The organism is Hydrogenophaga sp. (genome assembly GCF_019264445.1).
GTDB lineage: Bacteria > Pseudomonadota > Gammaproteobacteria > Burkholderiales > Burkholderiaceae_C > Hydrogenophaga.
This window is the reverse complement of record NZ_JAHVAB010000083.1, coordinates 1-24,711: the sequence shown is the minus strand read 5'-3', so window position 1 is coordinate 24,711 and position 24,711 is coordinate 1. Positions and strand designations below refer to the sequence as shown.

Here is a 24,711-nt window from a genome sequence, read left to right as displayed (position 1 = left end):
TCCACACAAGCCTGCAAGGCCCCAGGCGCAGGTCGGGGAAACGCGGCGAGGCTTACGGCAAGCCCGTGGCCGTGACACGGCACTGCAGCGTGACGATCACGCCACCACCCGCGGGCAGCACAGGAATGGCCACGCCGGAAGCACCCAGCAGGGCCGCGTTCGTGAGCCCGCCCGGGCAAGCAGCGCCACCGCTGGCCACACACGTGGGCGCGGCCAGGCCGACCTCGGTGCAGTCCAGGCCGGCAGCAGGCGCGTCGCGCAGCACGGCGCCGTTGGCGGCGTTCGGCCCGGCGTTGGACACGGTCAACGTGAAGCTGACCAGCCCGCCCGACGAGGTGGCACTGGGGCTGGCGGTCTTGAGCACCGACAGGTTGGCGCGCGGCCAGGCGTTGGTGAACACGCAGCTCAGGTCGTCGCCAGCGGCGGGCGTCACGCTGAAGCTGGTGCCGCTGCCGCTGGGCGTCTGCCCGCCGGCGCGCGCGTTCGTGCAGGCGTAGGTGCTGACGTAGGCCGCGAGGTTGGCCGAGGTTTCCGACAGCGTGTAAGCGCTGCCGGCGGTGGTGTTGCTGAGTGTGGCGTTCTGCGTGGGTGTGTTGGTGCTGCCGGTGGTGGTGGCCGTGGCCGGCCCGCCCGCGCCCGCAATGTTCAGCGTGAACTGGTCGCTGGCTTGCACCCGGCCATCGGGCAGGGATTTGGACAACCTCAGGATGGGAATCCTGGTATTGGTCACCGTGCAGAGGATGTCGGCGTTGTAGGCGGTGGCCGCCGCATTGAGCGTGAAGCTGGAGCCAGCCACCGTCGCGGTGCCGCCCGACCCCATGCCGGTGCAGCTCACGCTGCCAAGCTGCCAGCCTGCCGGCAGAGATTCGTTGATCGTCGTGGCGGTGGTGGCTGCACCCAGCGATTGCGTGGCACCCGCCACGCCCACACCGGCCGTGGTGGTGGTGATGGACTGGCTGGCCCAGCCGTTGTTGCCGGTGAAGGTGAAGGTGCCCACACCACCGTTGGACACCTTGGTGAGCTGCAGCGTGGGCGGCTCGTCGTAGGTGCCCGGCACCGCGCCGGGCGCGGGTGCGCTTGCGTCGAGCCGTTCGATGGTGGCGCGCCGGTCGGGTTGCAGCGCGGCGTCGCTGGCGCGCGATGGGGTGCCACTCGTCACGGGTTCACGCTCGCCCCGGCTTTGCAGGCGAAACAGCAGGCCATCGGGGTGGCTGCAGCCCGTGTCGTTGCAGCGGGCGGAAGACATGGCGGGTGTGTCGGCCAGCGCGGGCGCCCAGGCGCTGGAGGCCACGCCGGAAAACAGGCCCAGCAAGGCGCAGTCAAGAACTTTCATCTTCATGGTGTGGGTCCTGCGGCTTGCCCAGGACGCGGGCCATGCGGCGCGTTCGGGAGAATGTCGACGCGCACCTTCGCTCGCGTCTCGGGGGGAAGTTCGGCCACCAGCGCCTGGTAGAGCGCTTGCGCCCGGCGCAGGCCCAGGGCCATGTTGTAGGCGTCCGAGGCGCGGCGATCGGCGTGACCCACCAGGGCCACCACCCCACCTTGCAGGGCCGCGAGCTGACGGGCCACGTCGGCGAGCATCGGGCGGTACACGGGACGGATTTCCGACCGATCGGTGTCAAAGAGCACGGTGCCCAGCACCACCCCGCCCACCCCGACGCCCACCACCAGGCTGTCCGGGTCGTTCATCTCGGCACGCACGGCCACGCGCGTGGCTCTGGCCACCTCGGGCGTGAGCCTGGAGGACATGGCTTCGTCCAGGGCACGTGCGCGGCCCAAGGCCAGTGCGGCGGACTCGCCGTCGGCCCGAATGACCAGCTCACCGCCGCCATACGCCTGCACCTTGCCGACCATCTTTTCGATGACGGCTCCATGCTGCTGACGGATCGTCGCGCTGCCCGGATCGAACAGCACCTCGCCCAGCTCCACCTCCACCAGCTCGCGTCCGCTCAGCACCTGCACGGGCAGCTTCACACCAAAGTCAAAGCGCGCAGGCAGACCCGGTGTAACGCGGCGCACGAGCGGGTTGGGGGTGGTGAGCGTGGCGCCGTCGGGCAGCGTGGTGGGGTCGATCTTCAGAATGAAATTGCGGCCCCGCGCGGCATCACCACCGCCGATACCCGTGAGGTGGAAGCGGCCAAACGGATCGGACTCGATCAGCAGGCCTTCCACGGTGGCGATGCGCACGCCGGGAATGCCGCGTTCGTCGATGCCGTGGTTGCGCACGACGTAGGCGATCTCGTACCCGCCTTCGACTTTTGAGAGGCGGCGCTCCACACTCGGTGCGGCGGCGTTCAAACCCTTGGCGGCTTCGCCCGACCGCTCGGTGGTGGTCTGGCCGGCCGCGTTCATGCGCACGGTGACGCCCTGGTCGCTGGTGAGCACGAAGTCGTCGGTGAACGCGAGATCGCTCAAGCGCTGGCGCACCACCAGCTGATGGCTCTCAGCCGGGTCGGCCTGCGACTGGCGGGCCGACATCGAGCCGAGGTTCATGCCGTGCAGCAACGGTGCGCTCGCGTCGGCCACGGGCTGCGGCCCCTGGCCCCGGTCCAGCGTGGTCGAGCCGGCGAGGTACACGCCGGGCGCAAAACCGCCCTGCACTTTCACACCGCTGAGGTGCGCGGGGTCTTGCCAGCCATCGCCATCGCGGTCGTCAAACACGGTGCCGAGCAGCAGCGCTTCGTCCAGCAGGGGATCGCCCACCACCTGCACCTGCGCCGAAGCGATGCCGGAGAGCGGCTGGCCCAGGCTGTTCTGTGCTTGTGCCCGGTTGGTGTGCACACCCTGGCGCACACCAGCGCCCACGCGCAGCAGGTAGCTGATGACGGCCTCGCCGCCAGCGGCGATGTCGATGCCACCGATGTGCAAGGGCGACTGCCCCGCGCCAAGGTTGAACGCGCCGTCGGCGTCGGACACGCTCATCGAACCCGCCACGTAGCTGAACCCGGGTGCGGGTGTGTCCACCACGCTCAGGCCGCTCACGGCGGCGGCCCCCAGATTGCTCACGCGGATGCTGTAGCGCACGAGGTCGCCCACGCGGACTTCGCGCACGGCCGCGCTCTTGATCAAGCCCAGCGCCACCGGATTGCCCACGGGGATGCTCACGGCGCATGCACTGGCGCACAGCGGACTGAGGTCACCGCCGCTGATCACGTTCGGCAAGGCCGTGATGCCCCCCGGCAGCTGCGCCGCCACCTGGAACTGCACAGTCACCACCGCCACACCAGCCGCCGGCACAGTGGGTACCGTCAGGTTCAGCGTGCCTGGCCCGCTCATGGGGCCTGCAAAGCCCGATGCGCCCGACACGCTCACCAACGTGGCACCGGGCGGCACGTTCTCCGTCAGGCGGTAGTTGGTAAAAGCGGTGCCACCCGCGTTGTTCAGGCGAATGGTGTAGGTGGCTGGTCACACAAGCACCTATCGTGGTGCAGCCTGCACCACCCGTGACGCTGTTGCCGACCGTGCCGGTAGCACCAGCATTGACGGTCGCCGTGTACGTCACGGAGTACGTGCCGGCGACCGTACCCGCTGGCAGCGTGAACGTGCGCACCGGACCGGAGCCACCCGCCGTGAAGACGCCGGGCGATGTCACTGAACCGAACGTCAAACCGACGCCAAGGGTGCCCGTGCAGTCGGGCGGGTTGTTGGCGTTGCAGCCGCCAACGGGGTCGATGACTCCGGCAGGCGCGGCGACCGTGGCGCTGTTGTTGGCAAACGTGGCCGCGAGCAGCGGCAAGCAGGCGAGCGCCAGCGCCACAGGCACCAGCCACGCCCACTTCACCACCTTGGAAATCAAACGCCCCATGACCCGAATCGCTCGCCTGTAAGAAGTCAATGTGCCCACGCGCCGCGAGGTCCCGTTCACCTCTGCCCATGCGCATGGGAATGCCATCACTCCAGGTCAATTGAGGCGGTCATTGAAATGAACAGCGCTCCATTTGCCCATCGCCGCCGCGCTCAATACGCAAAAAAACAGGCGATACAAATCAACCATTGACCCGTCTTGGGCCCAATCGCCCAAGGTGATCACCGGTTGTAAAAAATCAGGTATGGGGCGTCCATACTGCAACCGCAGTAAAGGTGACGCGATGCCGCGTTCTTTTTCACGCAATGACACGCCGATTCAACACCAGCGCACCTCATACGGACGGCAAATGACTGCTTTGGACTTACCCGGATGAGCGCAGATAAGGTGGCTTTGCGCGATCATGCCGCGCCAATTCGCGCCAACGGGTGCACACCCGTGAACCCGGTTTTTTATTGGATGGGCAGCCTGATCCACCAATACGAAGGCCATTTCGCCCAGTCATTGTTTTCATTTGCGCCTGATGAAAACAATGCACCACCTCCCGAAATACAACGGAATTGAATTCGAAAAATGAAATGAAAAATCAGTGCCATTCACCGACGGGCCAATGGCGCTTCAACGCGAATGCAAATGCCGCCCTTGGCATTCGTTCAATGGCTGCGAGCAACCCGAAATGGGGCTCGAAATGGGACTCGAAATGGGACTCGAAATGAGGCCCGAAATGCGGCACGAATGAGGCGCGTGGGCCTCAGCCCGTCAGAGGGCCTGGCCGAGGCGGGCCACGCCCTCTTCGATCTTGGGCACGCCCACCGTGGCAAACGACAGGCGCAGGGTCGCGTGGTCGGGCTGGGAGGCGTAGAAGGGCGCGCCGGGCACGAAGGCCACACCGTTGTCGATGGCGCGCCGGGCGAGTTCGGCGCCGTCCTGCACCTTGCCGCCCGCGCCCGTGAGGCGTGCCCACACAAACAGCCCGCCCTGTGGCTGCACGAATTCAATGGCGTCGCCCAGCTCGCGCCGCAAGGCGTTGCCGATGGTGGTCGCCCGCTCGGCGTACACCGCCCGCACCTTGGCCAGCGTGGCGGGCATGCGCCCGGCCTTGAGGTACTGCGCAGCGGTGGCCTGCGCGAAGGTGCTGGTGTGGGCGTCGCTGAACTGTTTGCACATGGTGGCCTTGGCCAGCAGCTCGGCCGGGCCGACCATCCAGCCCACGCGCAAGCCAGGGCTGAGCACCTTGCTCAGGGAGCCGCAGTGCACCAGCCGCTCACGGCTGCCGGGCACGGTGCTGCTCATCGCCAGCAGGCTGGGCGGAGGCGCGTCGCCAAAGTACAGATCGCCGTAGGGGTCGTCTTCCACGATCAGCGTGTTGTGCTTCACCGCCATCTCCAGCACCTGCTGGCGCCGCGCCTGGCTGAGCATGGCGCCACTGGGGTTGCCGAAGGTGGGAATGAGGTACACAAACTTGGGCTTGTGCTCGGCAATGAGCCGCTCCAGCACATCGGTCTTCACGCCGTCGCCGTCTACCGGGGCGCTGATGAGCTCGGCGCCATACAGGCGGAAACACTGGATGGTGGCCAGGAACGTGGGGCCTTCGACGATGACCTTGTCGCCGGGTGAGATCAGCGTCTTGCCCAGCAGGTCCAGGCCCTGCTGGCTGCCGGTGGTCACGATGAGGTCGTTGGCCGCCACGTCGTGGGCGCCCTTGCTGGCCATGAAGGCAGCGAGCTGTTCGCGCAGCGGCTGGTAACCCTCGGTCGCGCCGTACTGCAGCGCGCCGCCGGCTTCTTCGGTCAGGGCGGCGTTCACCGCCTCGCGGATGCCGTCCACGTCGAACATGGCGCTGTCGGGGAAGCCCCCGGCAAAGCTGATGATGCCGGGCTTGCCGAGCAGCTTGAACAGCTCGCGGATGGCCGAGGTTTCGACGTTGTTGAGGCGGTCGGCAAAGGGGATCTGGAAGGACATGGCGAGGTCTCGTCGGGCAAAGGAATGGAGGACAGCCACGCATTGTCCCCAAATCTGCGGCGCTAGACTCTGCTCCCATGAAGCCCGCCCAGATCCACGCGTTTTTTGCCACCCTCCAGGCGGCCAATCCCAGCCCGCAAACCGAGCTTGAATACACCAGCGTGTTCGAGCTGCTCACCGCGGTGCTGCTGTCGGCCCAGGCCACCGATGTGGGCGTCAACAAGGCCACCCGCAAGCTCTTCCCGGTGGCCAACACGCCGCAGGCGATCCTCGACCTCGGGCTGGAAGGCCTGGAGTCGTACATCAAGACCATCGGCCTGTACCGCAGCAAGGCCAGGCACCTGATGCAGACCTGCCGCATGCTCGTGGAGCAGCACGGCGGCGAAGTGCCCGGCACGCGCGAAGCGCTCGAAGCGCTGCCCGGCGTGGGCCGCAAGACGGCGAACGTGGTGCTCAACGTGGCCTTCGGCGAGCCGACCATGGCCGTGGACACGCACATCTTCCGCGTCAGCAACCGCACTGGCCTGGCGCCGGGCAAGACGCCGCTGGCGGTGGAAATGCAGCTGATGAAGCGGGTGCCGCCCGCCTACGCGGTGGACTCGCACCACTGGCTGATCCTGCACGGGCGCTACGTGTGCCAGGCGCGCAAGCCGCTGTGCCCGCGCTGCGCGGTGGCCCAGTGCTGCGACTTCAAGGACAAGACGCCGGCTTGAGCGGGCCGCGCCCGCTCAGCACTCCACCGTGACCCACCCGCCCGGCGCGGGTGCGTCCTTGGGCCACTGGGCCGCATCGCGGATGTGCACGCCGCCGCTGCTCAAGATGAACTGCACCGCGCGGATCACGCCGGCATGGGTGATCCACAACACGTCGGTGCTCGTGGCCGGCCGCAGCTCGCCCAGCGCGGCGGCCACGCGGTACAGCACCATCTGCGTGCTCTCCACGCCGCCGAAGCGGTGGTGCGCAAAGTCGGCCATCCAGGCGTCGAAGGCGCTGGGCGGCACGGCGTCCCAGCGCTGCAGCTCCCAGGTGCCAAAGTCCATTTCGTTCAGCCGCGTGTCGATGCGCGCCGCGCCCAGGTCGGAGCGCTCGGCCTGCAGCGCGGCCGCCAGCTGCTGCGCGCGCAGCAGCCCGGACATCCACACCGGCGTGCCCGGCGGCAGCAAGGGCGAGATGGCCAGCGCGGCTTCGCGCGTGAGCGTGGCATGGGCAGGCACGTCGCTCGACCCGTAGCACAGGCCGGGGCCCAACATCACCGGCGCATGGCGCAACAACCAGAGTTTCATGACATTGTGGGCAGCGCCAAGGCCAGCCCCAGGTAGAACAGCACTTCACTCACCTGCTGCGTGGCGCCAAGCCCGTCGCCCGTGAAGCCCTGCAGGCGCCGGTGCAGCAGGCGCCACATCCAGGCCAGGCCCACCAGCGCCCCGAGCACCCCCGCCCACCAGGGCGCACCCGGCAGCAGCCACCACGCCAGCGCCATCGCCAGCGCCCACCACACGAAGCCTGCGAGCAGCGCCGCGTTGGACAGGCTCTCGGCCAAAGGCTTGCTTTTCGATTGCGGCGTGTCGCCCACATGCGGCAGCGTGCGGATGACCACCAGCGGCACTGTGCGCGAAGTGACGTGCGCCACCAGCAGCGCCACCACCGCCAGCCAGCCACTGCCCTGCGCAAGCAGCGCGAGCAGCGACACCTTGGCCAACAACACCAGCACCAGCGCAATGGCGCCAAAGCTGCCAATGCGCGAGTCCTTCATGATCTCCAGCGCCCGCTCGCGCTGCGCGCTGCCGCCCAGTCCATCGGCCAGATCGGCCAGGCCGTCTTCATGAAAGGCGCCGGTGAGCATCACGCTGAACACCGTGCTCAGCACCGCCGCCACCCACAGCGCGGCCGGCCCCGCCGGCAAGAGCGCGAGCAACACCCAGAACACACCCGCCGTGAGCCCGCCCACCAGCCAGCCCACCCCCGGAAAATGCGCGGCGCTCGCCCGCAGCATGGCCGGGCTGAAGCCCACCCAGTCAGCCAACCGCCCCGTCACCGGAATGCGGGTGAAGAACTGAACGGCCAGCAGGAAGTGGCGCAGGGAGGTGGCCATGCGTTCAGCGGTCCGTTCGGGCTGAGCCTGTCGAAGCCCCGGCCTCCGTGTTGGAAAGCCCTTCGACAGGCTCAGGGCGAACGGGGGCCGAAGCCTCAGGGCGAACGGGGGCCGAAGCCGCAGGGCGAACGGGAGCAACCGCCAGTGGGCGAACGGGGGCGGACGTTTCGGGTGGGGCGGTGTTGCGCGACACCCCGGCCGATTCGAAGCTGGCCATCTCTCGCAACACGGCGCACGCGCTCACCAGCAGCGGCCACGCCAGCGCCGCGCCGGAGCCTTCGCCCAGGCGCAAGCCCAGGTCGAGCAACGGCTCGGCCTTGAGGTGGGCGAGCATGAGCACATGGCCGCGCTCGCCCGAGCGGTGCGCGAACACGCAGCGTTGCAACACATGCGGCTGCAGGTGCGAAGCCACCATCACGGCCGCTGTGGCAATGAAGCCGTCCACCACGATCACGCGGCGTTCCTCTGCGGCCTGCAGCACCGCACCAACGAGGGTCGCCATCTCGAATCCACCGAAGGCGGCCAGTGCCTCCAGCGGTGCGGTGGCTTGCGCATGGCGCGCCAGCACCTCCCGCAGGATGCCGATCTTGCGCTGCACCGCCTGCGCGCCGAGCCCGGTGCCGGCGCCGGTGACATCGGCCACGTCCAGCCCCGCCAGCCGCGCGAGCAACAAGGAAGCCGCCGACGTGTTGCCAATGCCCATCTCGCCGAGCAGCAGGGCATTGCCCGGCAGGTTGCGCAACACCTCGCGCCCGTTGGCCAAGGCCTGTGCGCATTGCGCGGCGCTCATGGCCGGGCCTTCGAGCGCATCGGCGGTGCCCGGTGCCACCTTGCGGATGAGCAGGCCTGCCCGCGGTGCAAATTCATGGCGCACACCGCAGTCCACCACCGTGAGGCCGATGCCGTGCTGGCGCGCCAGCACGCTCACCGCCGCACCACCGGCCAGAAAGTTCTCCACCATCTGCCAGGTCACGTCGCTCGGGAAGGCCGAGACGCCGCGCGCAGCCAGACCGTGGTCGGCCGCGCACACCAGCATCTGCGGCTCGCGCAGCTCAGGCTGCAGCGTGCCCTGAATGAGTCCGATGCGCTGCGCCAGCGCCTCCAGGCGACCCAGCGAACCGACCGGTTTGGTCTTGTTGTCCAGCGCGCGCTGCAGCGCCAGCGCGAGTTCGGCTTGATGAAGATCGTGCACGGGGGCAATGGGGGTCATGGTCAGGGAGCAATGAGTTGATCGAGCACGCCGGTCTCGAAATGGGTGGTGATGAAGTCGGCCAGGCCGTCGAACACGGTGTCCAGCGTGGGCACCGAGGCACCGAACAACGCGTGCAGCACGCGGGGGTCTTCAAACAGGCCGTGCAGGTACACGCCCAGCACGTTGCCTTGCGCGTTCTGCCAGCCCAGGCCATCGGGCAGCGCCTGGCGCGCCACATCGCCAGCGGCGGCCATGGCGGCGTGCGGCAGTGTCTGCCCGTGGTGGATTTCATAGCCGGCGGCCTCTACGCCCGAGAGCGCGGCCCACGCGCCGGTGAGCGCCGCAAAACGCGACGCGGTGTGCCGCACCGTTTTCTGCGGCGCGAACTGCGTCACCAGCGGCAGCAGGCCCAGCCCCGGCGCGTTGCCCAGGTCCATGGGTTCGATGCCGTGCGTGTCGATGAGCGCCTCGCCCAGCATCTGCAGACCACCACACACGCCCAGCACCGCCCCGCCCTGCGCCGCGTGCGTGGCCACCGCCCGGTCCAGCCCCTGGGCCCGCAGCCAGGCCAGGTCGGCGGCGGTGGCCTTGCTGCCGGGCAACACGATCCAGTCGGCGTCCACACACTCCGCAGGGCTGCGCGCCCAAACCAGGCGCACGCCGGGCACGTTCTTGAGCGGCTGGAATTCGTCGAGGTTGCTGATGCGCGGGTAGGCGATGACCGCAATGGTTTTCAGACCGTGCGCGCTGCCACTGCCCAGCGCAGCGCCCGGCGTGGGGGCCATGTCGAACACACCGTCTTCCTCCGGCAGTCCGTGCCGCCACCACATGGGCAGCGTGGCCACGGTGGGCACGCTCGTGAGGTCTTGCAGCATCTGCGGGGCGGGCGCGAGCAGCGCCGCGTCGCCGCGAAACTTGTTGAGCACAAAGCCCCGAATGAGCGCGCGCTCGTCTTCGGGCAGCAGCGCCCAGGTGCCATAAAGGTGGGCGAATGCGCCGCCCCGGTCGATGTCGGTGATGAGCAGGCAGCGCGCCTGCGCATGGCGCGCCACGCGCATGTTCACGATGTCGCTGGCGTGCAGGTTGATCTCGGCCGGCGAGCCCGCGCCTTCGATCACCACCACATCGTTCTCTGCCCGCAGCGCGTCCAGCGCAGCGGTGATGTGCGGCCACACGCGCTCGCTGCGGCCGCGCCACGGCAGGTTGCCCAGCTCGGCATGCACCTGCCCCATCAGCACGACCTGGCTGCGCGTGTCGGCCTCGGGCTTGAGCAGCAGCGGGTTCATGCGCACCTCGGGTTGAGCGCGCGCGGCCAAGGCCTGGAAGTACTGGGCTGAGCCGATCTCGCCCCCGAGCCACCGATTTTCCGCCGGGCCGCCCCAAGGAAAATCAGCCTCCTCGGGGGGCAGCGACCCGCGCGAGCGGTGGAGCGTGGGGGCCACGACCCTTGCGTTGTTGCTCATGTTCTGCGCCTTGAAGGGCGCCACCTTCAGGCCCTGGCGCGCGTAGTACCTGCACAGCGCCGAGGTGAGCCAGCTCTTGCCGGCGCCGCTGGTGGTGCCGAGCACCATGACGCAACGCGCGGTCATGCCAGCACCTCCTGCCGCCGCAAGGCCGCGTGCAGCGCTTCCTGCGCCACCGGCGGCAGCACCCCCAGGCGCCAGTGGCCGGGCAGTCCCATGGAGGTGGTGTCGCGCAGCTTGATGCCGGCCGCGCGCAGGGCCACGGCGTCCAGCGGGCGCGGCGGCGCAGCACAGAAGAAGTTGGCATCGCCGGGCAGGCCGATCCAGCCGCAGTCGGCCAGGCGCTCGCGCAGGCTCACGCGCCAGTCGCTCAGCCGCGAAAGGCTGCCCGCCAGCCAGGCCTGCGCATCGGGCGACACCCAGGCCGAGAGCATGGACACGGCGTGTGCGCCCAGCACCCACGAAGGCGCCAGGTCGTCCAGCGCGCGGACATCGGCCCCGGCCTGCGCCGGCGCGATCGCATACGCACCGCGCACGCCCGTGAGCCCCAGTGCCTTGTTGGGCGACCACAGCTGCCACACCGCATCGCGCGCCTCGGGACCCAGGCTGCAGCGCCCGCTCAGGCGCAGCGGCTCGTAGGCCAGGTCCAGCACCACGCGCGCGCTCCTGGCCACCACGTAGGACGCGAAGGGTTCGGGCTCGCCCAGCGGGCTGCTGGGTTCGCACAGCCAGGCCAGGTCGGCCTGCGCGGCATCGGGCGCGCGCTGCAGGCCCCAGGCGCGCGCGGCCTGGGCGTAGTCGCCGTAGGCCATGGCGGGCAGCCAGACCCGCTTCCCGCCTTCGCGCGCCACCCAGGCGGTGAAGCGGGCAATGAATTCGCTGGCGCTGCCGGCGAGCACGATCCGGTCCTTGTCCACCGAGTGGAAAGCAGCGATCGCTTCGCGCAGTGCCGTGTAGGCCGGGTCGGGGTAGCGACCCGCATCGGCCGCCTGCAAGGCGGCGAGTGCGCTGGGGCATGGGCCGCAGGCGTTGCTGTTGGTGGAGAAATCCCAGCGCGCTGCGCCGTGCGCATCCGGCCCGCCGTGCACAGCCGTCATGAGACACCCCTCAGGTTGAGCATTGCCCAGACCAGGGCCACGCAGGCCAGCACCACCACGACCCGGCCTGCGAGCTGCAGCGCGTGCGCCGTGTCGGCCGCCTGCGGGCTGCGGCCAGCGCCGTGCAGCTCGTACACGCCGGGTTTGCCTAGCCGCACGTCCAGCGCGAGCGCCATGGCGGCCATGGGCCAGCCGCTGTTGGGCGATGGCGTGCGCCGCGCCTGCGCGGGCAGCGCGCTGCAGCGGCGCGCTGCCACCAGCGCGGCCAGCAAGGCAGCGGTGATGCGCGCGGGCACCCAGGACAACACGTCGTCTGCCCGCGCGGCCCACTTGCCGGCCCACGTCCAGTCGCGGCCCTGGCGTTCGCCGCGGTAGCCCCACATGGCATCGGCGGTGTTGGCAAAGCGGTAGAGCGCAGCGCCCGGCAAGCCGGCCACCACAAACCAGAACAGGGGCGCGACCACGGAGTCATTGAGGTTCTCGGCCAGCGACTCGATGGCGCTTTCGCGCACCTGCGCGGCGTCGAGCCCAGCCACATCCCGGCTCACCAGCCAGGCCAGGCGCGCACGGCCCTCGGCCAGCGAAGCGCCCAGCGCGGTTTCCACCGCCTGCACCTCGTCGCGCAGCATGCGCCAGGCCAGCAAAGGCTTGAGCAAGACCCCCAGCACCAGCGCCTGCCACCACCAGGCCCACTGGGCCATGCCCCACGCAGCGCCGAAGGCCAGCGCCATCACCAGCGCCGCGCCCACACACCAGGCCAGTGCGCCCCCCACAAAGGCAGCAGCCGCGCTGGCCCCGGCAGCCTCAACGCGCGGCGCGATGCGCGCACCCATGAATCCGAGGTACCGCCCCATGCCCACCACGGGGTGCCAGCGCGCGGGCGGCTCGCCGAGCCAGCGGTCCAGCCCCAAGGCCACCAGCACCGCGAGCGGCGTGGCAACGGCAGGGGTGAGCCACTCGGTCATGGCGTTCAGGCGCGGCGTGGCCGCAGGCCGAGTTTGGCGAGCAGGCCCATGTCGGCGGCCACGTCGGGGTTGCCGGTGGTGAGCAGCTTTTCGCCGTAAAAGATGGAGTTGGCACCGGCCAGGAAGCACAGGGCCTGCACCGCTTCGCTCATTTGCTGGCGGCCGGCCGACAGGCGCACCCGCGCGCGCGGCATGGTGATGCGCGCCACGGCGATGGTGCGCACGAATTCGAGCGGGTCCAGGTCGGGCTGGTCGGCCAGCGGCGTGCCCTGCACCTTCACCAGGTGGTTGATCGGGACCGACTCCGGGTAGTCGGGCGCGAGGTTGGCCAGCTGGGCCACGAGCGCGGCGCGCTGCAGGCGCGACTCACCCATGCCGACGATGCCGCCGCAGCACACCTTCACACCGGCGCCGCGCACGCGCTCCAGGGTGTCGAGGCGGTCCTGGTAGTCGCGCGTGGTGATGATCTCGCCGTAGAAATCGGGCGCGCTGTCCAGGTTGTGGTTGTAGTAGTCCAGCCCGGCGTCGCGCAGTGTTTCGGCGTGGCCTTCGGACAGCATGCCCAGCGTGGCGCAGGCCTCCAGGCCCTCGGCCTTGACCGTGCGCACGAGTTCGGCCACGGCGTCCACGTCGCGGTCTTTGGGCGCGCGCCAGGCCGCGCCCATGCAAAAGCGCGTGGCGCCGGCCTGCTTCGCGCGCTGTGCAGCTTCCCGCACCGCGTCCACGCCCATGAGCTTGCCGGCGGCCAGGCCGGTGTCGAAATGCACCGACTGCGGGCAGTAGCCGCAGTCTTCCGGGCAGCCGCCGGTCTTGACCGACAGCAGCGTGGCGAGCTCGACTTCGGCGGGGTCGAAGTGTTCGCGGTGCACGGTCTGGGCGCGGTGGATGAGGTCGGAGAACGGGAGGTCAAACAGGGAGGCCACCGCCTCCACGCTCCAGCGCTCGGGGGCCGCGGGGGCGATCGTTGTGCGCGGTACGAGGCGCACGGGGTGTTCCGTTGTTGTGTTCAGGGTCATGGGTCCGTCAAGAAAAATCAGTCTTCAATGCCCCGCTGGGCGGGAATGCCGGCGCGGAAGGCGTGTTTTACCAGCGTCATCTCGGTCACGGTATCGGCGAGTTCGATGATCTCGGGCGGGCAGCGGCGCCCGGTGATGACCACGTGCACATCGCGCGGCCGCTCGCGCAGGGTCTGCAACACATCCTCCAGCGGCAGCCAGCCGTAGATCAGGGGGTAGGTCAGCTCGTCGAGCGTGACCATGAAATGCTCGCCGTCCATGATGGCCGCGCGCGCTTTCTGCCAGCCATCGCGCGCGAGTTGCGCCGAGTGCTCCAGGTCCTGGCTCTTCCAGCTGAAGCCGTCGCCCAGCCCTTCAATGGGCAAGCCCAGTTGCTCAAAAATGCGGTGCTCGCCAAAGCGCGCCGAAGGCACCTTCATGAACTGGAACACCTTCACCCGCTTGCCGTGCACATGGGTGCGGCCAAACGCGCGCAAGGCCAGGCCAAAGGCCGCCGTGCTCTTGCCCTTGCCGTCGCCCGTGTGGACGATGACCAGGCCTCGGCGCTCGCCTTCGGGCTTGTCGTAGCGTTTCTCGGTGGGCGGGGTTTCGATCTGCATGGGGTGGCTCCGGTCGGTGCGTGTTCATCGGGGCAGCGCGACCCACTGGTCGCCCAGCGGGTGGATCGCGATGCGGTGGTCAAAAACGAGTTCAAGGGACTGGTGTGTGCGCGCATCGTCGCAGGTGCCGTGGTGCTGCACGCGGCCTTGCGCCATCACCACCATCTGGTCGGCGTGCAGCGCCATGCCGATCTCGTGCAGCACGCTCACCACGGTCTTGCCGCCTGCCACCAGCTCGCGCACCAGCAGCAGCCAGTCGGCCTGGTGCGGCGGGTCCAGATTGGCCAGGGGTTCGTCCATCAGCATCACGTCGGCCTGCACGGCCAGCAGCCGCGCGAGCAGCACGCGCTGGCGCTCGCCGCCCGAGAGCGCGCCCAGCGGCCGCTCGCGCCAGTCCCAGGCCTGCGTGGCGCGCAGCGCTTGTTCCACGGCGAGGCGGTCGGCGGCCGACGGCGCGGCCAGCCACGGCTGGTGGGGCAGGCGCCCGAGCATGGCCACATCCCACACGCTGAGGTCGTCGGCGCCCTGCTCGCCTTGCCCGAGCCACGCCAGGCGTTGCGCCCGTTCGCGGCCGCGCCACTGCGTCAGGGGGCGGTCGAGCAGCTGCACCTCGCCGCTGTGCGGCAACAGGCCGGCCAGCGCCTTGAGCAAGGTGGACTTGCCCGCGCCGTTGGGGCCGACCACGCTGGTCCAGCGCGCCGCGGGAAAGGCCACGTCCACCCCATGCAACACGGGCACCTCGCCCAGCACCACGCCCACACCACGGGCCTGCAGCGCCGCGCTCACAGGAAGCTCCCGGGCCGGCGGCGGCGGTGCATGAGCCACAGCAGGTAGCTGCCGCCCAGCACGGCGGTGAGCACGCCCACCGGCAGCTCCTGTGGCGCGATGATCCAGCGCGCCAGCACGTCGGCCGCCATCAGCAGCAGGCCGCCCATGAACGCGCTGAGCACCACCAGGCGGCCATGGGTGGTCTTGACGATGGAGCGCACCAGGTGCGGCGCGGCCAGACCCACGAAAGCAATCAGCCCCGTCTGCGCCACGGCCGCGCCGGTGGCCAGCGCGAGCACCGCCACCAGTACCGCGCGCACGGCCGCCAGCGGCAGCCCCAGGCTCACCGCCGTGGACTCACCCAGCGCCAGGCCATCCAGCACACGGCCCAGCGAGGCCGCCACCAGCAAGGCGGCCAGCAGCATGCCCGCCATCACGCCGAAGCCGGCCCAGCCCACAAAGCCGGTGCTGCCGAGAATGAAGCCCTGCATGGCCTGCAAGGTGTCGGGCGAGGCGATGGTCACGAGATCGCGCGCAGCGCCCAGCACCACGCCCACGATCACGCCCGCGAGCAACAGGCGCAGCGTGTGCTGCACGCCCTTGGCCAGCGCGAGCGTGAGCACGACGCCGAGCACCGCGCCGGCAAAGGCGGCACCCGTCAGGCCCAGGCGCACAAGCCATTGCGTGGCAAACGGCGAGGTGCCAAACAGCGCGAGCGCCAACGCCACGCCCAGCGCCGCCCCCGAGGCACTGCCTAGCAGGTACGGGTCGGCCAGCGGGTTGCGAAACAGGCCCTGCGCCACCGCCCCCGCCAGACTGAGCAGGCCACCGGCCATCCACGCGCCCAGGGTGCGCGGCAGGCGGATGTCCCACAGGATCTGCCAGGCCACCGGGTCGTGGCGCGCCTTGAGCACGCTGTCAAAACCCGTGCTGCCCACGCCGGCCCCGAGAAAGAGCACGGCCAGCGAGGCCAGCAGCAGGGCACCGGCAAGCCAGAGGCTGTGGCGCGCACCGCTCATCGCAAGCCCTGTGTGGCGATGCAGCGCGCCATGATCCGCGCGGCTTCGGCCATGCGCGGGCCGGGGCGCACCAGCACGTCCGACTCTTCAGGGGTGAACACGCACACGCGCTGCTCGCGCACGGCGCGCATGCCGCGCCAGCCCGGGCGCGCTTCCATGCCCTGCACGTTGCGCGAGCCGATCATGATCAGGTCCGGGTTCTCGCGCACCACGTATTCGGGGTTGATGCGCGGGAACGGCCCCAGCTCGGGCCGCACGATGTTCTGCACGCCCAGGCGCGCCATCATCTCGCCAATGAAAGAGCGCGTGCCCGCCGCATAGCCCCCGGTGCTCACCTCGTAGTACACGCGCAACGAGCGCGCGCTGGCCGGCAACGACTGCGCAGCGGCACTCACGCCTGCGTCGATCGCGCGCCAGATGCGGTCGGCATCGGGCACCTCCAGCAGCTGGCCCAGCTTGCCCATGACGCGCTGCGCATCGGCCGAGCTTTTGGGCTCCATCGCCAGCACCTTCAGGCCCAGCGACTCCAGCCGTTGCACACCGCGCGACGACGTGGCCATGAGCACCACGTCGGGCCGCAGCGCGACGATGGCCTCGATGTTGGGATCGATGCCTCCGCCGGTCTGGGGCAGCTTGCGCACCGAGGCCGGGTGGTTGGAATACCGGTCCACCCCCACCAGCCGGTGGCACTGGCCGAGCTCGCAGACCGTTTCGGTCAGCGAAGGCAGCAAGGACACGATGCGCTGCGGCGACTGCGCCAGCGACACGGTGACACCGCGGTCATCGGTCACCTGCAAGGCGGCAGCGTTCACAGCACCCGCGTACAGCAGCGCGCCCAGTGCACACAGCCAGCGTCGGGTCCAGGCGTGTTTCATTGCGGTTCCTTCAAGGTCAGCGGCAGGCCAGCGGCCATCAAGGTGACACGCTCACAGGTGCCGGCCACCGCCTGGTTCAGGGCGCCCAGGGCATCCACAAAAGCGCGCACCTCGCGCCCCATCGGGATCACGCCCAGGCCTATTTCATTGCCCACCAGCACCACCGGGCCCGCCGCATCACGAATGCCATGGCACAGGGCCTGCGTGGGTTCTGCGGCATGGGTGGGCGCACCTGCTGCAGGCATGAGGAGATTGGTGAGCCACAGCGTGAGGCAGTCCACCACCACCAGCGTGTGTGGCGCACTGTGCTCGCGCAGGGCTTGCGCCAGGGCCAGGGGCTCTTCCACGGTCACCATGCCGGGCACGCGCTCGGCGCGGTCGCGCTGGTGGCGTGCAATGCGCGCGCGCATCTCGTCGTCCCAGGCCTGCCCGGTGGCCAACATCACCGCGCGGTGCGACGGGGAGCGCACCAGCCAATACATGGCCAGCGACTCCGCCCGGCGCGACTTGCCGCTGCGCTGTCCGCCCAGAATGAACTCACTGCGCGCCACGCTGTCAGCCATGTTGTGCCATCCAATCGGTGACGATGCGGTGCATCTGCGCCACGCCGTCGGTGAGCGCCGCGGGACCGGGCTGCAGGATGTCGGCGGACTTGATCTCGAAAAGCTGGCCCGTGCGCACCGCGTTCACGTCCTGCCAGCCGGCCCGGGCAGCGACCTTCTCGGGCCGGAAGTGCTTGCCGCACCACGAGCCGATGACGATGTCCGGGTTGCGGCGCACGATCTCGGCGCCATCGGCAATGATGCGGTCCTTGCCCATGGGCATCACCGCCAGCTCGGGGAAACAGTCGTCGCCCCCGGCGATACCCAGCAACTCCGACACCCAGCGGATGCCGCTGATGTGGGGCTCGTCCCACTCTTCACAGAACACGCGCGGCCGGCGTTTGCCAGCGGCCTCCAGCGCCTGCACCGCAGCGCGGATGCCCTCGAGCCGCTCGCGTGTGGCGTCGATCCAGGCACGGCCTTCGTCGGCGCAACCCACGATGGCCGCCACCTGGTAGAGCATGGAAAAAATCTCGTCCACGCTGCGCTGGTTGAACACCGTCACCTGCACGCCCGCACGGATCAGCAGCGCGGCGATGTCGGCCTGCAGGTCGGAAAAGCCGAACGCACAGTCGGGCTGCAGCGCCAGGATCTTGTCGATCTTGGCGCTGAGGAATGCGCTCACCTTGGGCTTTTCCTCGCGGGCGCGCCGGGGCCGCACGGTGTAACCCGAAATGCCGACGATGCGGTGCTCCTGCCCGAGCAGGTAGAGCCACTCGGTGGTTTCTTCGGTGAGGCAGACGATGCGCTGCGGGCCGAGGGCATGTGTCAAGGCGGGTCTCCAGGCAAAAAAAGCGACGCGGCCGCCGCCGGGCTGGAAGGAAACCAGGCGTGGAAATAACTGGCCCGCAGCGATCCCGCACGGTACACCGCTTCGCCCACACCCAGCGCGCCACCGCGCACCGACTCGGTGTGCCGGTCGACCTGCACCGAAGACTCGCAGCTCGAATAGTGAAAGGTGTGGCCGCGCAACGTGCCCGCGGGCAGCGTGAGCTGCTGCGGACCGAGCGCGGCCAGTCGCTTCTGCATGACCACACGGCCTGGCAACACACCCCAGGTGGCTTGCTCGGCGCCGTCGCTGGAGACGATGGCGTCAAAGAGCGGCATCATGCCGCCGCACTCGGCCCACAGGGGTCGGTTCGCCTGCAGGTGCGCGCGCAGGCTGGCCTGCGTCTGGTCGCTGGCGGCCAGCGCGGCGGCGTGCAGCTCGGGGTAGCCGCCCGGCAGCCAGGCCGCGTCGCAAGCGGGCAGCGGCTCGTTGGCCAGGGGCGAGAAAAAGACCAGCTCCGCGCCCTGCGCACGCAAGGTGTCGAGGTTGGCGGGGTAGACGAAACAAAACGCCGCGTCGCGCGCCACGGCAATGGTGCGGCCCGCCAGCAGCGGGGCCGCTTCCGGCACAGGAACAGGCGCCTCAAAGCGCACGGCCCAACGCGTCAGCGCAGCGCCATCCATCTGGCCCAGTGCCGTGGTCGCCAGCGCATCGGCGGCGGCATCCAGCCGGGCCATCGCATCGGGCAACTCGGCCGCCACCGTCAGCCCCAGGTGGCGCTCGGGCAGGGTGAAAGCGGTATCGCGCATCACGGCACCCAGAAAGGACGACTCGTTGCCCGCGAGCGATGTCTGGAGCATCTGCGCATGGCGCTCGCTGGCGACACGGTTGGCCAGCACGCCCGCCCAAGGCAGGCCAGAGCGGAAGTGCTGCAAACCAAACGCCAGCGCACCAAACGTGCCCGCCATGGCCGAGGCATCGATCACCGCGAGCACCGGCAATCCGAAGCGCTGCGCCAGATCGGCGGCGCTCGGCTCGCCATCAAACAGGCCCATCACGCCTTCCACCACGATGAGATCGGCCTGCTCTGCGGCGGCATGCAGCCTCGCGCGGGCGTCGCGCTCGCCGGTCATCCACAGGTCCAGGTTGTGCACTGGCTCGCCCGTGGCCAAGGCGAGCCAGTGCGGATCCAGAAAGTCCGGACCGCACTTGAACGCACGCACGCGCCGCCCGGCGCGCGCGTGCAGCCGCGCCAGTGCCGCAGCCACCGTGGTCTTGCCCTGGCCGGACGCCGGGGCCGCCACCAACACGGCTGGGCAGGCGACGCTCATCGCTTGGGCGCCCAGTTGAGGGTGACGTAGGCGGCTCGGCCCGGCTGGTTGTAGCCATAAGCCGTTTCGTAGAACTTGTCGCCCACGTTGTTCAGACGCAAGGCCAGCGACCAGTCCTTGTTCACCGCGTAGCGCGCGTGCAGGTCTACCGTGCCAAAGCCGGGCAGGCGCACGGTGTTGGCCGCGTTGTCGAAGCGATCAGACACCAGCTGCACCGAGGCACCCCAGTTCCAGGCGCCGATGCGGTGGTCCAGGCTGGCCGTGAGCACTTCGTCGGCGCGGCGCTGCAGCTTCAGGCGATTGAGCTGGTTGCGCGCGTCCAGCAGCTCCAGGTGGGTGAACCAGCTCCAGGCCCCGGCCGAACCGGTGTATGCCAGTGACCAGCCTTCGATGCGGGCGCGCGGCACGTTGGCCACCACCGGCTGCAAGGTGATGAAACCGCGCACGCGGTTGTCAAAGCGCGTGAGCTTCACCTCGTGCGCGCCGCTCGTGTATGTCAGGCCCGCTTCGGTGTTCTTGCCGCGCTCGGGCTGCGTGGTGGGGTTGCCGTTGAACGAAGCCGACACGTAGTACAGCGTGTTGAACGACGGCATCTTGAAAGAGGTGCCGTACGCCACATGCGGGCGCCAGTTCGGCGTGAGCTGGAAGCCGTAGCTGGCGAAACCGGTGGTAGCGCTGCCGAACTGCGAGTTGTCATCGCGCCGCAGATTGGTCTGCCACAGGTGCCGACCGGCCTGCCCCGTCCAGCCGACAAAAGCGGCGTCCGTGGTGCGCGAATTCACGGCGTATGCCTGCGTGCCCGACACAGCCTCCTTGATCGACTCCAGCCCCACCAACACGTTGCCCAGGGCGGTGTTCCAGTCGTGCTGCAGGCTCGCCTGCGTCTGCGCGGTGTTGAATACCGAAGGCGCAGCGGGCGAGCTGAAACTGTCGGACTGGTCGTCGCTGCGCGCGAAATTGAGTCGCGTGCGCGAGTCGGGCGACCACTGGCGCGTCAGCCCCCAGCCGGCCACACGCGTGGTGGTCTCCGAGCGCACGTTGAACGTGCCTGGCCCCTGGTCAAACTGGCTCGTGCCGTCGGCCTGCGTGAACTGGACATCGGTCGACCAGCCCGGCGCCAGCGCCCAGCGCAGCGACGCCGACAGGCTGTCCTGGTCAAAGCCGTCCTTGTCCGGGTTGTGGTTGCCGAAGGACACCTTGCGGTTGGTCGATGAAAAACCGTCTTCGCGCACCGAGCCCAGGCTCAGGCTGTAGGTCACCGTGTCGTTGCCGCCGCTCAGGCTGGCTGCGGCCTCCCGGTGACCAAAGCTGCCCAGCGTGACGCTCGCCTCCGGGTGGAAGCCCTTGGTGCCGCGCTTGGTGAAGATCTGCACGACGCCACCCACCGCGTCGCTGCCGTACAGGCCCGACGCGGGGCCCTTGAGCACTTCAATGCGATCGATGCCCCTGAGCGGGATGTTGTCGAGCACAGGCGCACCCGCGGTGCTGGAGCCATAGCGCACGCCATCGATCAACACGAGAAGATGGCGCGTTTCCGTGCCCCGAATGAACAGGCCCGACTGCTTGCCCAGCCCGCCGTTGGCCGACATCTGCAAGCCCGCCTGGCGGGCCAGCACTTCCGTCAAAGAGCGCCCCGCCGATTGCTGAATCACTTCAGAGTCGATCACGACCACGTCACTGAGCACGGCGTCGGTGCGGGTTTCGACCCGGGTGGCGGTGACCACGGTTTCGGCCAGGGTGGATTCGGCATGGGCGGCAGACGCGCCAAAACCCGCCAGACATGCCAGCGGCAACGCGGCCAGGGGCGCGCGCAAGATGCGATTTTTCATGATGAAGAGAACGAACAACAAGCCCTCACCGTCTTCCCCGACAGTGCTTGGGCGTCACGGTGACGCGCCTGTTGCCAGACGCACCACCACCTCGTTGGCCGGTATCCGGGCTGACAGAACAACCTCCATCGCCTTCCCAGATGACACGGCGTGTCATCCAGTGGCTGCGTGATGAAAGCGAAGAGGCCGTTTGCGCTTGCGCTAGTGGCCTCTCGTCTGCTTACCGTTGCGGGGGCAGCGCAGGTTAGGTTCGTCCCTGGGGACTTTCCCTCCTGCTTCCCGTTGAACTGCGGCATGTGAACCACACCGCGAGCACCAACAGCGCGCATTCTAAGCCGCAGCAGCGTGGGGCAACCCTACAATGCACCCACACCGAGTCCCCACCATGGCCGATCCCAAGCACTTTGACCAGATCACCGAGCGTGTTGAGCGGCTGCTGTTGCGCCACGAAGAACTGCAGCGCACCAACAGCCTGCTGGTCGAACAGGTGCACACCCTGCAGGCCGAGCGCGACTCGCTCAAATCCCGCTTGATGGCTGCCCGCGCCCGCATCGACGCCCTGCTCGATCGCTTGCCCGCCGAGCTCACCAAGGGCCACCCCGACACACGCAAGGAGCGCTCATGAGCAAGCCGGGCAGCAAGCAGATTGAAGTGCAGATCATGGGCCAGAGCTACCTGCTCTCGTGCCCGCCCGGCGGCGAGGCTTCGTTGCTCGACGCCGTGGAGCGCGTGGACACCGCGATGTGCCGCATCCGCGACGCCGGCAAGGTCAAGGCGCGCGACCGCATCGCGGTCCTCGCTTCACTCAACCTCGCATTCGAGCTCTCGCAGAAAGAAGCCGAGAGCTTCCAGGCGTCGTCGTTCGGTCAACCAGACAACAGCGCCTTCGCAGACAACGGTGGCGCCTTCGACAACGAACCGCTCGACCCACAGACGCAGGCCCGCGTCGACGAGCTCATGCGCCGCCTCGACCAGACCCTGGACAAGGACGGTCGACTGCTCTGACATCTCCCGCCTGTCCTGGCGCAGGGATTTGTCGACGGATGGGTCACACACGGCCCACGCTGCACCTACAATTCCAACCGTCTGCAGTGCGCGCCGGGCTTTATATTTCCTTGAACCAATGCTCATAGAGCCCGGGCTTGGTACATTGCGTGGCTGGTGCGAGCGTCTCGCGTCAGACGAACCCGAAGCCCCGCTGCCCTCGCCCACCTGAACCCCGGTTCAGGATGCCGGTCCGGTGGCACTTGCAGACACCTTTTTTCATGTCACTCGATCCCCTGCTGATTGTTGAGCTGGCCGTTCTCGGCCTGGGTACCGGTTTTCTGGCCGGCTTGTTGGGCATCGGTGGCGGCATGCTGATGGTGCCGTTCATCACTTTCATCCTCGCCGGGCGCGGAGTCGAGGCAGACCTGGCGGTCAAGATGGCCATCGCCACGTCCATGGCCACCATCATCTTCACATCCATTTCCAGCGTGCGCGCGCACCACAAGCGCGGCGCGGTGCGCTGGGACATCGTCAAAGGCCTGGCGCCCGGCATCGTGCTGGGTTCGGCCATCGCCAGCCTGGGCATCTTCGCGCTGATCAAAGGCGCCTGGCTCGCGCTGTTCTTTGCGGGTTTCGTCGGCTTCTCGGCCACGCAGATGCTGCTGGACAAAAAGCCCAAGCCCACCCGAACCCTGCCCGGTACGCCGGGCCTGGTGGGCGCCGGCGGCGTCATTGGCATGCTCTCCGGGCTGGTGGGCGCCGGCGGCGGCTTCATCAGCGTGCCGTTCATGACGTGGTGCAACGTCGCCATTCACAACGCGGTGGCCACCAGCGCCGCGCTGGGCTTTCCCATTGCACTGGCCAACGCCGTGGGCTATGTCATTGCCGGCCAGGGGCTGAAGGATCTGCCCAGCGGATCGTTTGGCTACATCTATTTGCCGGCACTTGCCGTCATCGCGTTCTTCAGCGTGCTCATGGCGCCGCTGGGCGTGAAGGCCGCACACGCGCTGCCGGTCAAGTCGCTCAAGCGCGTGTTTGCGGGCCTGCTGTACCTGCTCGCCAGCTACATGCTCTACAAGGGCCTGACGGCCTGAGGCGTCAGGTCAGCGCGCGGTCGCTCACGACCATGCCGTCTTCGTCGGCATACAGCCAGTCACCCGGCCGCACCCACACGCCCTGAATCTGCACCGCGACGTCGCGCAAGCCAGCGGCACGCCGATCGGTCGGCAATGGCATCGAGGCCAGCGCGCGTATGCCCACCTCGCACTGGGCGAGCTCGGCCACGTCGCGCGCGCAGCCATCAATGACCACGCCCGCCCAACCATTGCGCGCCGCGGCCACACCCAGGTTGCCGCCCAGCAGCGCACGGCGCAGCGACCCACCGCCATCGACCACGAGCACGCGCCCTTCTCCTGCGCTCTCCACCGCGGTCTTCACCGACGTGTTGTCTTCGAAGCATTTGACGGTCACCACAGGCCCCGCAAAACGCCGCACGGCACCGAAATCGCGGAACACCGGGGGCAGCACGCGGAAGCGGCCGCTGTCATCGGTTTTGTGTGCGTCGCACAGATCACAGGTGGCAAAAGCAGGAAGGGTTGGCATGGCAAAACTCGCAGGACACAACGATGTGAATCAGCGGGCGATTTGAGCAGATACGCCCGGTCGCCCAGGCACGCCGCCGCAGGTGCGCGCAGAAGTGTTGTTTTCCCAGCCAAAAACCCGCGCCCGCGCGGCGCAAAGCTTGAAAAAAGCGCGCTCTCCACCTTGGATTGCGTGTGCAACTCCATTAGCATCCGAGACACCAGTGAGAAAGCGCGTTTTCTGCTGGCGACTCGTCAACTTCTAGAAGGAAATTCAACCATGGCAACTGCGAAAAAAGCGCCCGCTAAAAAAGCGGCACCGGCCAAGAAGGCCGCCCCTGCGAAGAAGGCCGCTCCGGCCAAGAAGGCAGCTCCCGCGAAGAAGGCTGCGGCGCCTGCCAAGAAGGCAGCTCCTGCAAAGAAAGCCGCTCCCGCCAAGAAGGCAGCGCCTGCGAAGAAGGCCGCTCCTGCCAAGAAGCGCACCCCCAACGCAGCCTTCATGAAAGCGCTGACCCCCAGCGCCGCTCTGGCTGCCATCGTGGGCAACAGCCCGCTGCCACGCACCGAAGTCACCAAGAAGATCTGGGACTACATCAAGAAGAACAAGCTGCAGGACTCGGTCAACCGCCGCATGATCAACGCCGACGCCAAGCTGAAGGAAATCTTCAAGAAGGCCCAGGCTTCCATGTTCGAAATGACCAAGCTGGTCAACGACCACCTGAAGTAAGCCTTCCGCCTGCACCCTTGCGGGTGCATGCAG

26 protein-coding genes, 1 pseudogene and 1 riboswitch are annotated in these 24,711 nt (G+C 68.6%); of the genes and pseudogenes, 7 read left to right on the top strand and 20 right to left on the bottom strand.

Annotation, left to right across the window (positions count from 1 at the left end):
- Window positions 1-52: 52 nt before the first annotated feature.
- Entirely contained in the window at window positions 53-1,339 is a 1,287-nt protein-coding gene (locus KXJ60_RS19710; RefSeq protein ID WP_291131747.1) for a hypothetical protein, read from the bottom strand.
- Window positions 1,336-3,390 carry an OmpA family protein gene (locus KXJ60_RS19705; protein ID WP_291131757.1) on the bottom strand — a complete coding sequence of 685 codons (2,055 nt, stop codon included), beginning with the start codon at window positions 3,388-3,390 and terminating at the stop codon, window positions 1,336-1,338. The genes KXJ60_RS19710 and KXJ60_RS19705 overlap by 4 nt, the downstream gene beginning before the upstream one ends.
- Before the next feature lie 53 nt (window positions 3,391-3,443).
- On the opposite strand from KXJ60_RS19705, the gene KXJ60_RS19700 reads away from it, so the two are divergent.
- The gene (locus KXJ60_RS19700; protein WP_291131745.1) at window positions 3,444-3,827 is read left to right on the top strand and encodes a hypothetical protein; all 384 of its coding nucleotides are present in this window, start codon (window positions 3,444-3,446) and stop codon (window positions 3,825-3,827) included.
- Between the two features lie 74 nt (window positions 3,828-3,901).
- On the opposite strand, the gene KXJ60_RS19695 is transcribed toward KXJ60_RS19700, so the two are convergent.
- Window positions 3,902-4,117, bottom strand: coding sequence for a hypothetical protein (locus KXJ60_RS19695; RefSeq protein WP_291131743.1), 216 nt, complete (start codon window positions 4,115-4,117; stop codon window positions 3,902-3,904).
- A 60-nt stretch (window positions 4,118-4,177) separates the two neighbouring features.
- On the opposite strand from KXJ60_RS19695, the gene KXJ60_RS19690 reads away from it, so the two are divergent.
- The gene (locus tag KXJ60_RS19690; RefSeq protein ID WP_291131741.1) at window positions 4,178-4,369 is read left to right on the top strand and encodes a hypothetical protein; all 192 of its coding nucleotides are present in this window, start codon (window positions 4,178-4,180) and stop codon (window positions 4,367-4,369) included.
- 195 nt (window positions 4,370-4,564) lie between these two features.
- On the opposite strand, the gene KXJ60_RS19685 is transcribed toward KXJ60_RS19690, so the two are convergent.
- On the bottom strand, window positions 4,565-5,755 hold the full coding sequence (locus KXJ60_RS19685; protein WP_291131755.1) for a PLP-dependent aminotransferase family protein: 1,191 nt from the start codon (window positions 5,753-5,755) through the stop codon (window positions 4,565-4,567).
- 89 nt (window positions 5,756-5,844) lie between these two features.
- Here KXJ60_RS19685 and nth point away from each other — a divergent pair, with 89 nt between their 5' ends.
- On the top strand, window positions 5,845-6,480 hold the full coding sequence (gene nth, locus KXJ60_RS19680) for an endonuclease III (protein WP_291131739.1): 636 nt from the start codon (window positions 5,845-5,847) through the stop codon (window positions 6,478-6,480).
- Between the two features lie 15 nt (window positions 6,481-6,495).
- Here nth and KXJ60_RS19675 read toward each other — a convergent pair whose 3' ends face one another.
- From KXJ60_RS19675 to KXJ60_RS19605, 15 genes and pseudogenes are all read right to left on the bottom strand, one after another.
- Window positions 6,496-7,050 carry a histidine phosphatase family protein gene (locus tag KXJ60_RS19675; protein WP_291131737.1) on the bottom strand — a complete coding sequence of 185 codons (555 nt, stop codon included), beginning with the start codon at window positions 7,048-7,050 and terminating at the stop codon, window positions 6,496-6,498.
- Entirely contained in the window at window positions 7,047-7,859 is an 813-nt protein-coding gene (locus KXJ60_RS19670) for an adenosylcobinamide-GDP ribazoletransferase (RefSeq protein ID WP_291131734.1), read from the bottom strand. The genes KXJ60_RS19675 and KXJ60_RS19670 overlap by 4 nt, the downstream gene beginning before the upstream one ends.
- Before the next feature lie 175 nt (window positions 7,860-8,034).
- Window positions 8,035-9,069 (bottom strand): annotated as a pseudogene (gene cobT / locus KXJ60_RS19665) (nicotinate-nucleotide--dimethylbenzimidazole phosphoribosyltransferase); the annotation flags it as partial.
- A gap of 2 nt (window positions 9,070-9,071) precedes the next feature.
- Window positions 9,072-10,640 carry a cobyric acid synthase gene (locus KXJ60_RS19660; protein ID WP_291131732.1) on the bottom strand — a complete coding sequence of 523 codons (1,569 nt, stop codon included), beginning with the start codon at window positions 10,638-10,640 and terminating at the stop codon, window positions 9,072-9,074.
- Window positions 10,637-11,611, bottom strand: coding sequence for an aminotransferase class I/II-fold pyridoxal phosphate-dependent enzyme (locus KXJ60_RS19655; protein WP_291131731.1), 975 nt, complete (start codon window positions 11,609-11,611; stop codon window positions 10,637-10,639). Before KXJ60_RS19655 ends, KXJ60_RS19660 begins: the two co-directional genes overlap by 4 nt.
- The gene (gene cbiB, locus KXJ60_RS19650) at window positions 11,608-12,576 is read right to left on the bottom strand and encodes an adenosylcobinamide-phosphate synthase CbiB (RefSeq protein WP_291131730.1); all 969 of its coding nucleotides are present in this window, start codon (window positions 12,574-12,576) and stop codon (window positions 11,608-11,610) included. The genes KXJ60_RS19655 and cbiB overlap by 4 nt, the downstream gene beginning before the upstream one ends.
- 5 nt (window positions 12,577-12,581) lie before the next feature.
- Window positions 12,582-13,592 (bottom strand): biotin synthase BioB, encoded by a 1,011-nt coding sequence (bioB, locus tag KXJ60_RS19645; protein WP_291131729.1) that lies wholly within the window; start codon window positions 13,590-13,592, stop codon window positions 12,582-12,584.
- Window positions 13,593-13,609: 17 nt separating this feature from the next.
- The gene (gene cobO, locus KXJ60_RS19640; RefSeq protein ID WP_291131728.1) at window positions 13,610-14,191 is read right to left on the bottom strand and encodes a cob(I)yrinic acid a,c-diamide adenosyltransferase; all 582 of its coding nucleotides are present in this window, start codon (window positions 14,189-14,191) and stop codon (window positions 13,610-13,612) included.
- Window positions 14,192-14,215: 24 nt separating this feature from the next.
- Entirely contained in the window at window positions 14,216-14,977 is a 762-nt protein-coding gene (locus KXJ60_RS19635) for an ABC transporter ATP-binding protein (protein WP_291131727.1), read from the bottom strand.
- Window positions 14,974-15,978, bottom strand: a complete 1,005-nt coding sequence (locus tag KXJ60_RS19630) for an iron ABC transporter permease (RefSeq protein WP_291131726.1) — start codon at window positions 15,976-15,978, stop codon at window positions 14,974-14,976. The genes KXJ60_RS19635 and KXJ60_RS19630 overlap by 4 nt, the downstream gene beginning before the upstream one ends.
- The gene (locus KXJ60_RS19625; RefSeq protein WP_291131725.1) at window positions 15,975-16,853 is read right to left on the bottom strand and encodes a helical backbone metal receptor; all 879 of its coding nucleotides are present in this window, start codon (window positions 16,851-16,853) and stop codon (window positions 15,975-15,977) included. The genes KXJ60_RS19630 and KXJ60_RS19625 overlap by 4 nt, the downstream gene beginning before the upstream one ends.
- Window positions 16,850-17,416, bottom strand: coding sequence for a bifunctional adenosylcobinamide kinase/adenosylcobinamide-phosphate guanylyltransferase (locus KXJ60_RS19620; RefSeq protein ID WP_291131724.1), 567 nt, complete (start codon window positions 17,414-17,416; stop codon window positions 16,850-16,852). The genes KXJ60_RS19625 and KXJ60_RS19620 overlap by 4 nt, the downstream gene beginning before the upstream one ends.
- On the bottom strand, window positions 17,409-18,227 hold the full coding sequence (locus KXJ60_RS19615) for a cobalamin-binding protein (protein WP_291131723.1): 819 nt from the start codon (window positions 18,225-18,227) through the stop codon (window positions 17,409-17,411). Before KXJ60_RS19615 ends, KXJ60_RS19620 begins: the two co-directional genes overlap by 8 nt.
- The gene (locus KXJ60_RS19610) at window positions 18,224-19,555 is read right to left on the bottom strand and encodes a cobyrinate a,c-diamide synthase (protein ID WP_291131722.1); all 1,332 of its coding nucleotides are present in this window, start codon (window positions 19,553-19,555) and stop codon (window positions 18,224-18,226) included. Before KXJ60_RS19610 ends, KXJ60_RS19615 begins: the two co-directional genes overlap by 4 nt.
- Entirely contained in the window at window positions 19,552-21,384 is a 1,833-nt protein-coding gene (locus KXJ60_RS19605; RefSeq protein ID WP_291131721.1) for a TonB-dependent receptor, read from the bottom strand. Before KXJ60_RS19605 ends, KXJ60_RS19610 begins: the two co-directional genes overlap by 4 nt.
- A 78-nt stretch (window positions 21,385-21,462) precedes the next feature.
- A riboswitch (cobalamin riboswitch) is annotated at window positions 21,463-21,719 on the bottom strand.
- A 50-nt stretch (window positions 21,720-21,769) separates the two neighbouring features.
- Here KXJ60_RS19605 and KXJ60_RS19600 point away from each other — a divergent pair.
- The 3 genes from KXJ60_RS19600 (at window position 21,770) to KXJ60_RS19590 (ending at window position 23,465) form a co-directional block, all read left to right on the top strand.
- Window positions 21,770-22,009 carry a DUF904 domain-containing protein gene (locus KXJ60_RS19600; RefSeq protein ID WP_291131720.1) on the top strand — a complete coding sequence of 80 codons (240 nt, stop codon included), beginning with the start codon at window positions 21,770-21,772 and terminating at the stop codon, window positions 22,007-22,009.
- Entirely contained in the window at window positions 22,006-22,389 is a 384-nt protein-coding gene (locus KXJ60_RS19595) for a cell division protein ZapA (protein ID WP_291131718.1), read from the top strand. Before KXJ60_RS19600 ends, KXJ60_RS19595 begins: the two co-directional genes overlap by 4 nt.
- 260 nt (window positions 22,390-22,649) lie before the next feature.
- Window positions 22,650-23,465 carry a sulfite exporter TauE/SafE family protein gene (locus KXJ60_RS19590; RefSeq protein ID WP_291131716.1) on the top strand — a complete coding sequence of 272 codons (816 nt, stop codon included), beginning with the start codon at window positions 22,650-22,652 and terminating at the stop codon, window positions 23,463-23,465.
- A gap of 4 nt (window positions 23,466-23,469) precedes the next feature.
- Here the strand turns inward: KXJ60_RS19590 and rraA are convergent, their stop codons facing one another.
- Window positions 23,470-23,973, bottom strand: a complete 504-nt coding sequence (rraA, locus tag KXJ60_RS19585) for a ribonuclease E activity regulator RraA (RefSeq protein ID WP_291131714.1) — start codon at window positions 23,971-23,973, stop codon at window positions 23,470-23,472.
- Window positions 23,974-24,231: 258 nt separating this feature from the next.
- Here rraA and KXJ60_RS19580 point away from each other — a divergent pair, with 258 nt between their 5' ends.
- A complete protein-coding gene (locus tag KXJ60_RS19580; RefSeq protein ID WP_291131712.1) occupies window positions 24,232-24,678 on the top strand; it encodes an SWIB/MDM2 domain-containing protein in 447 nt (148 codons plus the stop codon).
- The last annotated feature ends 33 nt before the right edge of the window (window positions 24,679-24,711 follow it).

What these genes read in the sequence shown, in the direction of transcription:
- KXJ60_RS19595 (WP_291131718.1), top strand. Translation starts at nt 22,006, where the DNA reads ATGAGCAAGCCGGGCAGCAAGCAGATTGAAGTGCAGATCATGGGCCAG.
- KXJ60_RS19625 (WP_291131725.1), bottom strand. Translation starts at nt 16,853, where the DNA reads ATGAAACACGCCTGGACCCGACGCTGGCTGTGTGCACTGGGCGCGCTG.
- KXJ60_RS19675 (WP_291131737.1), bottom strand. Translation starts at nt 7,050, where the DNA reads ATGAAACTCTGGTTGTTGCGCCATGCGCCGGTGATGTTGGGCCCCGGC.
- rraA (WP_291131714.1), bottom strand. Translation starts at nt 23,973, where the DNA reads ATGCCAACCCTTCCTGCTTTTGCCACCTGTGATCTGTGCGACGCACAC.
- KXJ60_RS19600 (WP_291131720.1), top strand. Translation starts at nt 21,770, where the DNA reads ATGGCCGATCCCAAGCACTTTGACCAGATCACCGAGCGTGTTGAGCGG.
- KXJ60_RS19580 (WP_291131712.1), top strand. Translation starts at nt 24,232, where the DNA reads ATGGCAACTGCGAAAAAAGCGCCCGCTAAAAAAGCGGCACCGGCCAAG.
- bioB (WP_291131729.1), bottom strand. Translation starts at nt 13,592, where the DNA reads ATGACCCTGAACACAACAACGGAACACCCCGTGCGCCTCGTACCGCGC.
- KXJ60_RS19660 (WP_291131732.1), bottom strand. Translation starts at nt 10,640, where the DNA reads ATGACCGCGCGTTGCGTCATGGTGCTCGGCACCACCAGCGGCGCCGGC.
- nth (WP_291131739.1), top strand. Translation starts at nt 5,845, where the DNA reads ATGAAGCCCGCCCAGATCCACGCGTTTTTTGCCACCCTCCAGGCGGCC.
- KXJ60_RS19590 (WP_291131716.1), top strand. Translation starts at nt 22,650, where the DNA reads ATGTCACTCGATCCCCTGCTGATTGTTGAGCTGGCCGTTCTCGGCCTG.
- KXJ60_RS19655 (WP_291131731.1), bottom strand. Translation starts at nt 11,611, where the DNA reads ATGACGGCTGTGCACGGCGGGCCGGATGCGCACGGCGCAGCGCGCTGG.
- KXJ60_RS19605 (WP_291131721.1), bottom strand. Translation starts at nt 21,384, where the DNA reads ATGAAAAATCGCATCTTGCGCGCGCCCCTGGCCGCGTTGCCGCTGGCA.
- KXJ60_RS19630 (WP_291131726.1), bottom strand. Translation starts at nt 15,978, where the DNA reads ATGAGCGGTGCGCGCCACAGCCTCTGGCTTGCCGGTGCCCTGCTGCTG.
- cobO (WP_291131728.1), bottom strand. Translation starts at nt 14,191, where the DNA reads ATGCAGATCGAAACCCCGCCCACCGAGAAACGCTACGACAAGCCCGAA.
- cbiB (WP_291131730.1), bottom strand. Translation starts at nt 12,576, where the DNA reads ATGACCGAGTGGCTCACCCCTGCCGTTGCCACGCCGCTCGCGGTGCTG.
- KXJ60_RS19710 (WP_291131747.1), bottom strand. Translation starts at nt 1,339, where the DNA reads ATGAAGATGAAAGTTCTTGACTGCGCCTTGCTGGGCCTGTTTTCCGGC.
- KXJ60_RS19610 (WP_291131722.1), bottom strand. Translation starts at nt 19,555, where the DNA reads ATGAGCGTCGCCTGCCCAGCCGTGTTGGTGGCGGCCCCGGCGTCCGGC.
- KXJ60_RS19620 (WP_291131724.1), bottom strand. Translation starts at nt 17,416, where the DNA reads ATGGCTGACAGCGTGGCGCGCAGTGAGTTCATTCTGGGCGGACAGCGC.
- KXJ60_RS19670 (WP_291131734.1), bottom strand. Translation starts at nt 7,859, where the DNA reads ATGGCCACCTCCCTGCGCCACTTCCTGCTGGCCGTTCAGTTCTTCACC.
- KXJ60_RS19690 (WP_291131741.1), top strand. Translation starts at nt 4,178, where the DNA reads ATGAGCGCAGATAAGGTGGCTTTGCGCGATCATGCCGCGCCAATTCGC.